The sequence below is a fragment of the Chryseobacterium turcicum genome (assembly GCF_021010565.1).
Lineage (GTDB): Bacteria > Bacteroidota > Bacteroidia > Flavobacteriales > Weeksellaceae > Chryseobacterium > Chryseobacterium turcicum.
This window is the reverse complement of the sequence record NZ_JAJNAY010000002.1, coordinates 123,725-138,129: the sequence shown is the minus strand read 5'-3', so window position 1 is coordinate 138,129 and position 14,405 is coordinate 123,725. Positions and strand designations below refer to the sequence as shown.

General features: G+C 33.2%; 14 protein-coding genes. 12 read left to right on the top strand and 2 right to left on the bottom strand.

The annotated features are described in order from the left end of the window. Positions 1-57: 57 nt before the first annotated feature. The 11 genes from LO744_RS15390 to LO744_RS15340 all read left to right on the top strand — a co-directional run bounded on the left by LO744_RS15390 (position 58) and on the right by LO744_RS15340 (position 11,966). Positions 58-912, top strand: a complete 855-nt coding sequence (locus LO744_RS15390; RefSeq protein WP_230670909.1) for an AraC family transcriptional regulator — start codon at positions 58-60, stop codon at positions 910-912. A 122-nt stretch (positions 913-1,034) separates the two neighbouring features. Next, on the top strand, positions 1,035-3,134 hold the full coding sequence (locus LO744_RS15385; RefSeq protein ID WP_230670908.1) for a M13 family metallopeptidase: 2,100 nt from the start codon (positions 1,035-1,037) through the stop codon (positions 3,132-3,134). Between the two features lie 243 nt (positions 3,135-3,377). Continuing rightward, complete coding sequence (locus tag LO744_RS15380) at positions 3,378-3,824, top strand: type VI secretion system contractile sheath small subunit (RefSeq protein ID WP_230670907.1); 447 nt, start codon at positions 3,378-3,380, stop codon at positions 3,822-3,824. Between the two features lie 23 nt (positions 3,825-3,847). Next, positions 3,848-5,209, top strand: coding sequence for a DUF5458 family protein (locus tag LO744_RS15375; protein WP_230670906.1), 1,362 nt, complete (start codon positions 3,848-3,850; stop codon positions 5,207-5,209). A gap of 79 nt (positions 5,210-5,288) precedes the next feature. Continuing rightward, positions 5,289-5,759, top strand: coding sequence for a hypothetical protein (locus LO744_RS15370; RefSeq protein WP_230670904.1), 471 nt, complete (start codon positions 5,289-5,291; stop codon positions 5,757-5,759). 33 nt (positions 5,760-5,792) lie between these two features. Next, the gene (mutY, locus tag LO744_RS15365) at positions 5,793-6,839 is read left to right on the top strand and encodes an A/G-specific adenine glycosylase (RefSeq protein WP_230670902.1); all 1,047 of its coding nucleotides are present in this window, start codon (positions 5,793-5,795) and stop codon (positions 6,837-6,839) included. Between the two features lie 262 nt (positions 6,840-7,101). Further along, positions 7,102-7,659: a gliding motility lipoprotein GldD gene (gldD, locus tag LO744_RS15360; protein WP_230670900.1), complete on the top strand. Its 558-nt coding sequence runs from the start codon at positions 7,102-7,104 to the stop codon at positions 7,657-7,659. 69 nt (positions 7,660-7,728) lie between these two features. Beyond that, on the top strand, positions 7,729-8,652 hold the full coding sequence (locus LO744_RS15355; protein ID WP_230670898.1) for a PfkB family carbohydrate kinase: 924 nt from the start codon (positions 7,729-7,731) through the stop codon (positions 8,650-8,652). Positions 8,653-8,740: 88 nt separating this feature from the next. Then, the gene (locus LO744_RS15350) at positions 8,741-10,108 is read left to right on the top strand and encodes a peptidylprolyl isomerase (RefSeq protein ID WP_230670896.1); all 1,368 of its coding nucleotides are present in this window, start codon (positions 8,741-8,743) and stop codon (positions 10,106-10,108) included. A 91-nt stretch (positions 10,109-10,199) separates the two neighbouring features. Continuing rightward, positions 10,200-11,189: an NAD(P)H-dependent flavin oxidoreductase gene (locus tag LO744_RS15345; protein ID WP_230670893.1), complete on the top strand. Its 990-nt coding sequence runs from the start codon at positions 10,200-10,202 to the stop codon at positions 11,187-11,189. Positions 11,190-11,192: 3 nt separating this feature from the next. Further along, positions 11,193-11,966: an alpha/beta fold hydrolase gene (locus tag LO744_RS15340; protein WP_230670891.1), complete on the top strand. Its 774-nt coding sequence runs from the start codon at positions 11,193-11,195 to the stop codon at positions 11,964-11,966. Positions 11,967-12,275: 309 nt separating this feature from the next. Here LO744_RS15340 and LO744_RS15335 read toward each other — a convergent pair whose 3' ends face one another. Together LO744_RS15335 and LO744_RS15330 are read right to left on the bottom strand one after the other, a co-directional pair. Next, positions 12,276-12,893 carry an HD domain-containing protein gene (locus LO744_RS15335; RefSeq protein ID WP_230670889.1) on the bottom strand — a complete coding sequence of 206 codons (618 nt, stop codon included), beginning with the start codon at positions 12,891-12,893 and terminating at the stop codon, positions 12,276-12,278. A gap of 55 nt (positions 12,894-12,948) precedes the next feature. After that, on the bottom strand, positions 12,949-13,227 hold the full coding sequence (locus tag LO744_RS15330) for a rhodanese-like domain-containing protein (protein WP_230670886.1): 279 nt from the start codon (positions 13,225-13,227) through the stop codon (positions 12,949-12,951). A 107-nt stretch (positions 13,228-13,334) separates the two neighbouring features. Here LO744_RS15330 and queG point away from each other — a divergent pair, with 107 nt between their 5' ends. Further along, on the top strand, positions 13,335-14,282 hold the full coding sequence (queG, locus tag LO744_RS15325; protein ID WP_230670883.1) for a tRNA epoxyqueuosine(34) reductase QueG: 948 nt from the start codon (positions 13,335-13,337) through the stop codon (positions 14,280-14,282). The last annotated feature ends 123 nt before the right edge of the window (positions 14,283-14,405 follow it).

Genomic DNA, 14,405 nt, shown 5'->3' with positions numbered 1-14,405 from the left:
CTCTGTATTGACAATTTTAAATAAATTTGTATTCATAATTAATCAAAACAGAACCTAATGAAAATACAGAAAGAAATCATTGATTTTGAAGATGGTAAGTCTTTTAAAATTTTTGAGCCTTCGATGAAACATTGTTTTTTCTGGCATTATCATCCTGAAATAGAATTGGTTTATGTAGAAGCCTTGAACGGGATTCGTCATGTCGGAAAAAATATTTCTGGTTTTATGGAAAGTGACCTCCTTTTGGTAGGTTCTAATGTTCCGCATCTTAATTTTGATTACGGAATAAAAACTGAATATAAACAGGTTGTTCTACAGTTTAAAGAAAACTTTTTGCAGGAAATGATTCTTCCTGTTCCTGAATTTGATGATATTAAAAAGCTTTTAGACCGTTCGTATTTAGGATTATCATTTTTTGGAGAAACAAAAAAAATAGTCGCAAAAAAGCTTCATTTAATTAAAGAAAAAAAGCCTTTCGAATCACTTATTGCTTTGATAGAAGTTTTGCAGATACTCTCACAGTCTACCGAAGTTATTGAGCTCAACAAAGAAGACACGCGTGTAAAATGGTTTTTAAATGATAAAATAAGAATGGGGACTATTTATGATTATATCAATGAAAACTATGACAAAAATCCCAATGTGAATATTATTGCTGAAATGGTGAGTTTGAGTACACCGGCCTTTTGCCGATATTTTAAAAAACAAACTAATATGACGTTTACCGATTTTGTGAATAATTACAGAATCAATCAGGCGAAGATGTTACTGTTACAGAATTTGGGCATTACCGAAGTTTGTTTTCAGGTTGGTTTTGAAAGTGTTTCTTATTTTAATAAATTATTCAAAAAGTATATAGGAGAAACACCGACAGCTTTTAAGAAAAAACATTTGAGTAAGATTGAAAATTAATATTTTCCCCACGAATTAGACAGATTTTATGTGCAAAAATTGGTGAAGATATTGGTACTATAAGCATGTCCATCAAAATTCTTATATTTGATAAAACTGTTTTACACATCAAAATTATTTTAATGAAAAAACTAAATATCGCAGCACTTGCTTTTTCAGGTGTTGTATTTTTAAATTCTTGTGGAACTGCAAAAAAAACTGTTGAGACAACAGAAAAGCCACCTGTGAACATCGTTGCCGTAAACTCTGAATTGGTAATATATCCTGAAAACGGAATTAACTTATCTTATATGGATAAAACCGTACGTCCGCAGGATGATTTCTTCAGCTATGTGAACGGAAATTGGATAAAAGAAACCCAGATTCCTTCTGATAAAGCAAGTTGGGGGTCTTTTAATGCATTGAGAGAGAATGTAGATGATGCTTCACTTGATATTTTAAATAAAATTATAAGCGAGAAATATGCTGAAGGTTCAGAAGGGCAGAAAATTCAGAATCTTTATGCGTCTTTTATGGATGTTGAAAAGAGAAATGCAGCAGGAATTTCTCCGATAAAATCTGATTTAGCTAAAGTTGATGCCATTAAAAACGTTAATGACCTTCAGAAATACCTTTTAGACGCAACAAAATTAAGTGATAATTCATTCTACGGATGGAGAGTTGGGGCAGATATGAAGAATTCTAAAATGAATGCTGTATATCTTGGCGGTCCTGACCTTGGTTTAGGAAGAGATTATTACCAAAAAGTAAACGAGGCCAATACCAAAACTTTAGCAGAATATCAAAATTATGTAGCTAAATTATTTGTTGTTTTAGGATATGAAAATGCGCCTCAGTCTGCTAAAAATGTGGTTGATTTTGAAAAGCAACTGGCAAATTATTTACTGACTTTAGAGCAAAATAGAGATGCCAATTTAAGATACAATCCTAAAAATGTTACTGAGCTTTCTGGCTTGGTGAAAAATGTAAATTTGGCTAAATATCTGAAAGATGCAGGAGTAAATACAGATAAAGTAATTGTTGGTGAGCTGAAATATTACCAAAATATGGATCAGTTTATCAATCAGAAAAACCTGCCGTTGGTGAAAGATTATCTTAAATATCATATTATCAATGGGAATGCAAGTAATCTGGGTGATAGTTTAGATAATATCCGTTTCGATTTTTACTCTAAATATCTTCAAGGTCAAAAAGAGCAGCGTGGGATGGATAAAAGAGGTTTGGCGCTTGTAAACAGTGTTTTAGGTGAAGCATTCGGAAAATTGTATGTTGATAAATATTTTACTCCAGAATCTAAGCAACAAATGGAAATGTACATTGATTATATTTTGAAATCTTTCAAAACGCACATCAATGATATGGATTGGATGTCGCCGGAAACCAAAGTAAAAGCTCAGGAAAAACTGTCGAAATTCACCGTGAAAATAGCGTATCCGGATCAGTGGAAAGATTATTCTAAATTGAAAGTAGAAGCTCCTTCTCAAGGTGCAACTTTATATTCAAACCTACAAAATGTTTCGGCTTGGCAATATCAGAAAAGTTTAGAAAAAGTAGGAAAACCTGTAGATAAAACAGAATGGGGAATGTCTCCACAAACCGTAAATGCGTATTACAGCGGTTCAAATAACGAAATTGTGTTCCCTGCTGCTATTCTTCAGCCGCCTTTCTACAATCCAAAAGCGGATGCAGCGGTAAATTTCGGTGGAATCGGAGCAGTGATTGGTCACGAAATTTCTCATGGTTTTGATGACAGCGGTTCAAGATTTGACGGTGACGGAAATTTGAATAATTGGTGGACTGATCAGGATCGTAAGAACTTTGATGCAAAAGTGGGACAATTGGCAGCTCAATATAACGCTTATGAACCAGTAAAAGGAAGTTTCGTGAACGGAAAATTTACGAGCGGTGAAAATATTGGTGATTTGGGTGGAGTAGCGGTTGCTTATGATGCACTTCAAATGTATTTAAAAGATAAAGGAAATGTTGGTTTGATTAGCGGATTTAATCAGGATCAAAGATTTTTTATGAGCTGGGCAACGGTTTGGAGAACCAAATCTACCGATCAGTATATGATGAATCAGGTGAAGACAGATCCGCACTCACCGGGATATTTCAGAGCTTTCGGGCCTTTGGTAAATCAGGATTCTTTTATGAAAGCATTCGATATTAAACCGGGAGATAAACTGTATAAAGCTCCGGCTGAGAGAATTAAAATATGGTAATTTTTGTACAATAATTTACTGTTAAAACGCATCATTTTGGTGCGTTTTTTTTATTGTTTTTTCATAGATTAGTGACACCAAAACAGATTAATAATCATTCAATTATCATCAGTGAATTGATTTATTTTAATAAAAATCTTTACAAAATTTTGTATGTTATAGTTTTTTTATAAATTTAAACAATGGATTGGTCAAAAATTTGCTAATCCAAACCAAAATCAACAATCTCAAAATAATAATAATATGGCAATGTTTAATTATGGTGTTGGCGGAAACGAAGTCAAGGTCGACGCTAATGAAGCTATTCAAGAAATCCAGGAGAACAAATCTCTTATCGTAAGTCAGCTCACAACAGACGAATCTTATGTTCCCGAAATTGTTACAGGATTAAAAACCGTAGATGATGTTTTCAGACACTTTCAGCCTTCTGTCGCTGTACAGCACGAAACAGAGGAAGGAACTGTGGTAGAAGAAGAATTCCGTTTTCAGAATCTTGCAGACTTCACTCCCAAAAATCTTGTTCAGAAATCAGATTACCTTCAGCAGCTCAGCATGGAGCAGGAGCAGTACAATAAAATCGTACGTCAGCTGAAAACCAATAAGATTCTTCGCAATATGTTGGAAAATGAGCAGACCAGAGCTGCTTTTATTGAAGCATTGAAAGATGTGGCACAAGAACTTGAAAAATAATCTTAAGTACCTACACAAATATTATGGATAGTAAATTACAGGCTGCAGAAAGCCAACAGCATAATCAACAGCAGCAAGCTGGAAGACCAAAAGGAAATCCGCTTGAAGAATTAAATAAAATCGGAGGGTTTGGCTTTATAGAATCTGTCGTAGACGGAATCGCCAATATGAACCCAACCAGAAAAGCGAGAAAAGAAATCTTCTTGAATGATGGTAATAAAACCGATGAAAGAAAAGAGCTTTTACAGAAAATTAATCTGTGGGTAGAGCTTTTAAACAGCAATGATTCTGCTGAAAAAATGGCAGATACCTGCAAAAATAAAGCACAACAGGCTGATCAGAATTTGAAAGTAAATCTTAAAAATTCTCTTGATGCCGTACGCCAACTAGAAACTTCATACCGAACGGTTGCTCAGTTTTATAAAAATACAGAACTAGATAAGGTAGATAACGTAAGTATCGTTAATGCAACGTTGGAGCAGGTTTCAGATCTTGATAATCCTATATTTATTGATGCTATTTCTGATGAATTTAAAAGCTATTACGATCGTTTAGATTTAAGAGATAACTATTCTATTTTGGCAATTCCGGGATATTTGGGATCTAATAAAGTAGTAGAGAAATGGGCGAAAATCTGTAACGAAAACAAGGTAATGATGGTGACCGATTTTGCCAATCTTGATAAGCCGGATGATGTGGTAGATTTATTCCACTCAGCGAATCTTACAGGGGGCGAATTGCACAGAAGTAATGTCATCATGACGTGTAACTGGTTAGTAGGTCGTGGCAGAGCCGAAGAAGTTGGTGAAGAAGAAAACGTAGAACTTCCACCTTCAACTTCATTGGCCGGAAAAATTCATAAAACTTTAATGTCTCAGGTTGCTGCCGGTAAAAAACACGGTAATATCAACGAAGTAGATGCTGTAAAATTTGAATTAAAGAAAAGCGAAATTTCTCAGTTGGAAAAAATGGGATTGGTTCCTATGGTCAACGAATATGGGAAAATCATGGCATTCTCTGCAAAAACACTGTTTACAGGAGATAACATCGGCCTTCAGACGTATTCTGTAGTTCGTGTATTCGATTATGTAACGAAAGTTTTACTAGATTTCTTAAATAGAAGAGCCTTCGAAAACTGGAATGCAAGAAACGAAGATGATTTGAGAAGACAAATTGTAAGTTTCTTAGACGGTATCAAAGGTGCCGATAAATTAATTGAAAAGTTCAAAATTGTTCGTTTCGAGCAAGATAAAGTAAATAAAGACAGAGTTTGGTTAGACATCAGACTGACTCCTTATTTCCCAACAAAAAGTTTTGTAATTAAGCTTGACGGTCACAAAGGTGATGATGGAAACGAGTGGGATGCAGAATATATCCAGGATTAATCTTCCCAATATTTAGTATAGAAACCGATGCGTCAAAAACATCGGTTTTTTATTTCTAATTATTTTTAAAAATGATTCAATGAAAAATTTCACGTTTTATATCTTGTTGGCTTTTCTGTTATTTTCTGTTTTAAGTTGTGAAAAAGAATATCAGCGACCTCGAAAATATGAGATTGATCTTTTCAAAAATGAAAAAAAAGATAGCAATCATGCATATGTAATGTCTGAAGATGAAGCTTACGGAATCAGCGATATGGTTGTGGCAAGCTCAGATATTTCTGTTGCCGACAGCTCTTCACGAGGAAAAAAGATTTTTATTTACAGTATTAACTCTGGAGATTTACTTTTTAGCAAAAGAGATTCTGTAATTTCGTATCCGTTTCAGTTTCTTTCTAATCAGAGATTAAATCTTAAAAAAGAAAAAAATGATTCGGTGTATGTTTTTTTAGAAACGCTTAAAGGATATAAATCTATTGCTGAGATGAAAAATATCAAGTATCAATGGCTAAAAGGTGCTCCCGTTTATCTTCTTGATAACGCAAAAAAATAATTTTATCTTTGCATCACTAAATGAATTGGTTTTTTGGAAAAGAATAAAAAAAATGCAGATTTTCTTCATATTGGAAATAAACTGTTGAAGTGGTATGACAAAAATGCGAGAGATTTACCGTTCAGAAAAACCAAAGACCCTTACAAAATATGGATTTGTGAGATTGTTTTTCAGCAAACCCGAATCGCTCAGGGATTAAATCATTACAATAACTTCATCGAAAGATTTCCCGACGTAAAAACTTTGGCCGAATCTTCTGAAGATGATGTTTTATTGTATTGGAAAGGCTTAGGCTATTATTCCCGTGCTATCAATATTCATAAAGCTTCTCAGCAAATTATTAATGATTATAGTGGAATTTTTCCTTCTGATTACGAAGAGATTTTAAAACTAAAAGGAATAGGAAAATATACAGCGGCCGCAGTTTCAAGTATTTGCTTTAATGGAAAAATGCCCGCTGTAGATGGGAATTTCTACCGAGTTTTAAGCAGAATCTTTGCAGATGATTTTGATATTTCCAATTCTAGAGCTTTCAATTATTTTTCTGAATTATCGACTTTGATTATGCCCGAAAATGTAGGTGATTTCAATCAGGCGATGATGGATTTAGGTTCGGAAATCTGTAAGCCGAAAAACCCATTATGCGGAGAATGTCCTCTAAATGATAATTGCCTATCTTTTTCTTTAAATAAGATATCTGAATTTCCGGTTAAAACTAAAAAAGTAAAAGCAGAAGACCTTCATTTACAATATTATTTTGTTCACAGAAATGGCCAGTTTTTAATTCAGCAAAGAAAAGATGATTTTATCTGGAAAAAATTATATGAATTTCCACCAATGATTTCAGATGATTTAAAACCGTTTATTAAAAGCGTAAAAACGGTCAATCACAAGCTTACCCATAAAAATTTAAGCATAGAAGTTTTTAATGTTGAAGTTGATTCCGAAAAAGTTTGGGGAAATTTCATCAATGAAAATAATTTTATCGTAACTGATGTAGAAGGTTCTCACGAAAAATCTTTTCCAAAACCTTTGGAAAATTATATTCAAAATTATGAAACAGCTTACAGTATTTTGTAGCGTCATTGCGAGGAGTAAAGCGACTAAGCAATCTATAAAATAGATTCTTCACTTCACTACAATCCGTTTTGAATGACAGAAAACCAAATTGTAAACTTTGCTGAGCGAAGCGCCTTTGCGAACGAGAAATATTCTCAATCATTTAAATAAAACTTTGTGCTCTTTGCGTTTAAATAAAATTTTCATCACCCAAATTTCAAAACTCATTGAAATGCTGAAATTTGTGCCCTCAAATTTGAAATCTAATTTGTATTTTTGCAAAATGATTAAAAAAGTCATTTTTATTTTTGTTTCGATGTTGATTATTTCGTGCGGAAAAGAAAATAATCCAAAGCCTTACGGCGAACTGAGATTAGAGTATCCTGCACCAAAATATCAGAAATTTGAGTCTAATTGTCTGTATACTTTCGAAGTTTCAGATTATGCTAAAATATACAATGCAAAGAAACCTTGTTGGTATTATCTGAACTATCCGAAAATGAAGGCGAAGATTTTCCTGACGTATTACCCCATCAACAACGATTTTGCACAGCAGATTATGGAAACTGAAAAAATGGTTTACAAACATACGGTGAAAGCAAGCTCTATCGATACAAAATCTTTCGAATATCCTGAGAAAAAAGTTTACGGAAATTTTTATGAATTGAAAGGTCAGGCTGCTTCTAATTTGCAGTTTTACGCTACCGACAGTACAAAACATTTCGTGACAGGATATTTATACTTTAATTCTAGACCAAAACCAGATTCTTTAGCTCCTGCAATCGATTATATCAAAAAAGATATGATGCATTTGCTGGATACTTTTGAATGGAAAAAATAAGCTTTAAAATAATAAAAACATAAGTAATCAATTGATTACTTATTGAACTTAAATAATAATAAAATACATATGAAACTTTTAGTCGTAGGAAGCGTGGCATTTGATGCAATTGAGACGCCGTTTGGAAAAACAGATAAAATTTTGGGTGGTGCAGCTACTTATATCGGGATTACTTCTTCTATTTTAGGAGTAAAATCTGGAATTGTATCTGTTGTTGGAGGAGATTTTCCACAAGAATATCTTGATATGTTTACCAAGAGAGACGTAAATATTGAAGGATTGGAAATTGTAAAAGAAGGGAAAACGTTTTTCTGGTCTGGTAAATACCACAATGATTTAAATACAAGAGATACTTTAGCGACTGAAGTGAATGTTTTGGAGAATTTTGATCCAAAAATTCCTGAATCTATGCAAGATGCTGAGATTTTATTATTAGGAAATCTTCACCCTGGAGTTCAGCTTTCAGTACTTGAAAAAATGAATCAACGTCCTAAATTAGTTATTTTAGACACGATGAATTTCTGGATGGATTCTGCAATGGATATTTTGAAAGATATGATTGCTAAAACCGACGTTATCAGTATCAATGACGAAGAGGCAAGACAACTTTCAGGAGAATATTCTTTGGTAAAAGCAGCTAAGAAAATCCATACAATGGGACCTGATTATGTAATCATCAAAAAAGGAGAGCACGGTGCTTTATTGTTCCATGATGATAAAGTTTTCGCAATTCCTGCACTTCCTTTAGAAGATGTTTTTGATCCTACTGGAGCTGGAGATACTTTTGCAGGTGGTTTTGCGGCTTATTTAGCTAAAAAAGGAAAAATCGATTTCGAAACAATGAAGTCTGCATTAATCGTAGGTTCTGCAATGGCTTCTTTCACCGTAGAAAAATTCGGAACAGAAAGAATTGAGGAAGTTGAGGAAGCTGATATTCACAACAGATTGAACCAATTTAAAGAATTGACAACTTTTGATGTAGAATTACATTAAATCATCTCTTTTTAAGAAATATTTATAATAAAAAATTGAGTGCAATTCATTAAGAATTCTAAATTTGCAACTTGTTTAAAATAGTATAATGACAAATAAACTAAAAATCACTTTCCTTTTGGGAGTTTTCACGATGTTGTTCTCAGGAAACATCAATGCTCAGTTAAAGAAAGGACAGTTGGTAGACGGTATTGCGGCAGTAATTGGTGATGAAATCGTTTTGGAATCTGATGTTGAAGAACAGCTGAATTACGGAAAACAGCAGGGTGCTTCAACCACTGATAGATGTGAGTTTTTGGAAAACTTAATTAATAATAAACTTTTGGTTTACGAAGCTAAAAGAGATACATTGATTGAAAGCCGTTCTGCGGCGATTAAAGAAGGAGTAAATGCAAAATTTAATCAGCTTTTAGGTCAATTTCCTGACGAAAAGTCGATGTTGGCTGCTTACAAGTTCAGAAATCAGTATGAAATGAAAAATGCCATCGAAAAAATTGATACCGATCAATATTACGGGCAGGCAAAATATCAAAGAATTACAGAAAAAGCTGACGTTACTCCTAATGAAGTGACCGATTTTTTCAATTTGTATAAATCTCAGCTTCCTGAAATCAAAGATGAGGTTTCTCTTTCTCAGATTGTCATGTATCCTAAATTAACAGAAGCTCATAAAGATGAATTGATTAACAAGCTTAAAAAAATCAAAGCAGACATCGTGGGTGGTGAAAGTTTTGAAAGCCAGGCAAGAATCTATTCTGAAGATACAGGAACAGCTCCCAATGGAGGTTTGATGAAAAACATCTTTAAAGGACAAATGGTGAAGCCTTTCGAAGCTGCAGCATTAAACTTACAAGAAGGTGAAATTTCAGACCCTGTAGAATCTGAGTTTGGATATCACATTATTCAGTTGGTTAAAAAGTCTGGTAAAGCGTATGATGCAAGACACATTCTTTTAATGGCAACTGCTACAGATGCCGAAATTGCAACTGCAAAACAAAAATTAGACAGCATTAGAGGTTTAGTCTTAGCTGAAAAAATGAGTTTTAAAGATGCGGCATTTAAGTTTTCGGATGATAAAAAAACTAAATTCAATGCAGGTGTGATTACCGGTGGAGATGGTTCTAGCAAAATCGAAAGAGAAAGCATTCCGGGAGTAATCAGTTATGAACTTGCTGGTCTTAATAAAAATGATATTACCACTGCTTTTGATGATGAAGACGAAAGAAAAAGAAAAGTGGTGAAAATAATTAAAATTGAAGATGTTATTCCTGCTCACCAGATTACTTTAGAGACAGATTACGACAGAATCAAACAGATGGCTCTTAATAAGAAAAAAAGTGAAATGATTGAAAAGTTTGTTAATTCAAAACTTCCAACCACATTTATTTCTATAGACGGTCGATATGATACTTGTGATTTTAAAGGGAACTGGAAAAAAGAATCTCTTACAAAATAATAAAAAAACCTTCAGAATTTTCTGAAGGTTTTTTTATGAAAATTATTCTCAAAATGTAGCATAGAATCTGCGTTTTTAATACTTTTACCTTATGAGTAATTTTATAGATTTCAACTCCGCTAAAAAGCTTCAGGAAATGAGCGAAAATAAAAACAGAATCACAGAACTTTTTAATATTAAATATCCCATTATTCAGGCGGGTATGATTTGGCATTCAGGCTGGAAGTTGGCTTCGGCAGTTTCCAATTGTGGAGGCTTAGGATTGATTGGTTCAGCAAGTATGTATCCGGATATTTTAAGAGAAAATATTCAGAAATGCAAGAAAGCTACCGATAAACCTTTTGGCGTAAATGTCGCTTTGCTTTACCCTAATTTAGAAGAAATAATCAATATAATTCTGGAAGAAGGAGTGAAGATTGTTTTCACCTCTGCCGGAAGTCCTAAAACCTATACTGAGACACTTCAGAAGGAAGGTTTAAAAGTTGCTCATGTAGTTTCTTCAACCAAATTTGCAGTTAAATGTGAAGAAGCGGGAGTGGATGCTATTGTTGCGGAAGGTTTTGAAGCCGGAGGTCACAATGGAAGAGATGAAACAACAACTTTTTGCCTGATTCCGAATGTGAAAAAACATATTTCTAAACCATTGATTGCTGCAGGAGGAATTGCTTTGGGTTCTCAAATGAAAGCTGCGATGATTTTAGGAGCAGACGGAGTACAGATTGGAAGTCGTTTTGCGGCAACACAGGAAGCAAGTGCTCACGAAAACTGGAAAAAGAAAATTACCGAATTGAATGAAGGTGATACACTTCTTACTCTAAAAGAATTGGCGCCTGTAAGAATGGTTAAAAATAAATTCTTCAACGAGCTTGAGGAAATATATAATACAGGCAGAAATGCCGAAGCTTTGGTGGCTTCTTTAGGCAGAGCGAGAGCAAAAAAAGGAATGTTTGAAGGTGATATGGAAGAAGGTGAGTTAGAAATCGGTCAGGTTTCAGCTTTGATTGATGAAGTACTTCCTGTAGAAACTGTTTTTGCCAATCTTTTAAAAGAATTTAACGAAACAAAAAATCCAAGCTTATAAATAATGATTGAAGAGGTAATTGATGTAAAGGGAAAAAACTTATTTATAAAATTTAATCATTCTTTCGAAAATAAGCCTACCATTGTGTTTCTGCACGATTCTTTAGGTACTGTTCAGTTATGGAGAGATTTTCCTGAGAAATTGGCTGAAGCAACTCAGTGTAATGTTTTAGTGTATGACCGTTTAGGATATGGAAAGTCTTTTCCGATGATTACACACGAAAGAGAAAATAATTATATGGAATTGGAAGCAGATGTATTGAATGACTTGCTTTCTGAATTAAATATTAACGATGTCATACTTTTCGGGCATAGCGATGGTGGAACGATTGCTTTACTTGCAGCCTCAAAATATCCTGAAAAAGTAAAAGCAGTCATTTGTGAAGCCGGACATATTTTTGTTGAAAATATTACAGTAAAAGGTGTTGAAGAAGCTCTAAATGCTTATAATACCACAAATCTACCTCAACGTTTAGAAAAATATCACGGAAATAAAGTTGAAATGATTGTAAAAGCGTGGACTGAAATTTGGCTCAGCGAAAAATTCAGAACTTGGAATATTGAATCTTTCCTGAAAAATATTACAAGCCCATTATTATTTATTCAAGGAGAAGCTGATGAATACGGAACTTTAGAACAAGTTGAAAAAACAGTTGCTCAGGTTACCGGAACAGCGGAGAAATTTATTATTCCTAATGTTGGGCATACTCCGCATAAAGAATCACCGGATATTGTTTTAAATAAATCAATTGAGTTTATCAATTCTGTAATCAATTAATTTGTTACAATTTCCCTTCTTTTGACGGGGGTGGTTAATCAAATGTTTAGTAAAGAATATTTTTTAACCGCAAAAGTGACAAAAGATTTTATGATGCAATAACTTATTCAAAAGCTAACAAAACATGCAACAATTGAAAATTTTACATTTTGTAAACTTGTGAATTTCTCTTTTTTCAATCATTTATTTTGATTCTTTTTCGGTTACAAAAGCATTTTTTAATTCAAATTATATAAACATTCAATAATATCAATAGGAGCGGGCTTTAGCCCGCTTAAATTTTAATCAAGAAAAGGCTTTAGCCAAAACCTATAAATTTTTCAATTCAGATTCAATATTCTTCCTCGCCTGAATTTCATATTTTTCTTTAAAATATTCAGTTTTAAAAATGTTTTCTAAGTCTAAAAAATGTTCTAAAACCTTTTTCCTTCCCGGTTTATAAAGAAAATCAGGGTAAATAGAATATTCTTTTCTAATCTGTTTTGTATATTCTAAATAAGTTTCATCACTTTTTCCAAGAATTGATAAATCTGCATCTAGAAGTAAATTTGTGTTTTCCTTATCAGATTTTTTATGAGATTTTGTAGCTAAAATCTGCTCGTGAACTTTTTGGATATCTTCATGATTTAAACCTAAATGTTCAAGTCTTTCCTGCGCGATATCTGCGCTTTTTTCTTCATTTAGTTTTGAAGTGGCATCATAAATTATATCATGATAGAATATTGAAAATGAAATATTGTTAAAGTTTTCAATCTGAGTTTTTATAATGTCAATTTCCTCAAATAGAGTTTTCAAATGCTGAAGATTGTGGTAGTATCTATTTTTTACGGAATAATTTTTCTCAATTTCAAGCCAAAATCTATTAATTAAATTTTTGTCTTGAGAAAAATTAAGGCAAAGCGTTTCAAATCTGTTTTTCAAAATCATAAAATTCTCATTTTGGTTAAATAAAAAAAGGAACTTAAAAAAGTTCCTTCGTTTCTTATAGGCTAGCTTTCAAATCAGCCCAGCCTCCGCCGTTATAACCGTCTTTCAAACCTTGAGCGTTTAGATATTCTAAGGCTTTACCGCTTCTGTTTCCGCTTCTGCAGAACAAAACAACAGGCTTTTCGATAGATAAGATTTCGTCTTGTCTGTCTTCAACTTCTCCCAAAGGAATGTTGATTGCTCCGTCTATATTTCCGTCCATTTCAAGCTCCATTGGCTCACGAACGTCGATTAATGCGTAATTTCCTGATTGCAATACATCTGCTAATGACATAATAGTAATTTTTTATAGTTAAATGATTGTGGACGAAAGTAAATATTTTCAGACATCCAAATTCCAACAAATTTATAAAATAATCTTAATTTTGCAATGCGAAAACAATGAATTCAACAGCTGAAAAATATTCTCAATTAATCAAGTCTAAAGCTAAAAGTTTTGGGTTTCAGAATTGTGGGATTTCAAAGGCTGATTTTTTGGAAGAAGATGCTCGTTATTTGGAAAAATGGCTCAAGAATAATTTCCATGGTGAAATGAAATATATGGAAAATCATTTCGACAAAAGACTAGACCCAAGATTGTTGGTTGAAGGTTCCAAGTCGGTAATTTCGCTTTCTTATAATTATTTTCCTGAAGAAAAAATTTCGGCTTTAGAGAATTTCAAAATTTCAAAATATGCATATGCTGAAGATTATCATGAAGTGGTAAAAGAAATTCTTCGTGATATGGTTGCCGAGTTGCAAGATGAAATCGGAGATTTTGAATTTCGTGTTTTTGTAGACTCTGCACCAGTTTTAGAAAGAAGTTGGGCAAAAAAATCAGGAATTGGCTGGGTTGGAAAAAATGCCAACTTAATAACCAAACAAAGTGGCTCCTTCTATTTTTTAGCTGAAATTATTTGTGATTTAGATTTAATTCCGGATAATGAAACAACCGACCATTGCGGAAGTTGCCGAAAATGTATCGATGCTTGTCCGACAGATGCAATAGTTTCTGAAAAAATTGTTGACGGAAGCAAATGTATATCTTATGCAACCATCGAGTTAAAAACTGAAATTCCGGATTATTTTAAAAATAGAATGGAAGATTGGATGTTTGGTTGCGATATTTGCCAGGATGTTTGCCCTTGGAATCGTTTTTCGGCACCCAATCTACAAAGCAAATTTAAACCTAATGATTCTCTTAAAAATTTAAAAAAAAGAGAGTGGAAAGAATTAACTCAGGAACTGTTCTCAGAAATATTCCGAAAATCGCCTGTGAAGCGCACAAAATTCGCTGGTTTGAAGAGAAATATTGAGTTTTTGAATCAGTCTTCAGAGAAATTAAAATAAAATCTAAAGGTGAAAAAACCTGTTTGGAAATTGTGCTTTCCAAAAATAATGAGGTTATGGTATCAATCCTTAAAACTTTAGCTTTAAAGAAATAAAAATTTCAATTCGTAAAACTTTAAAAAG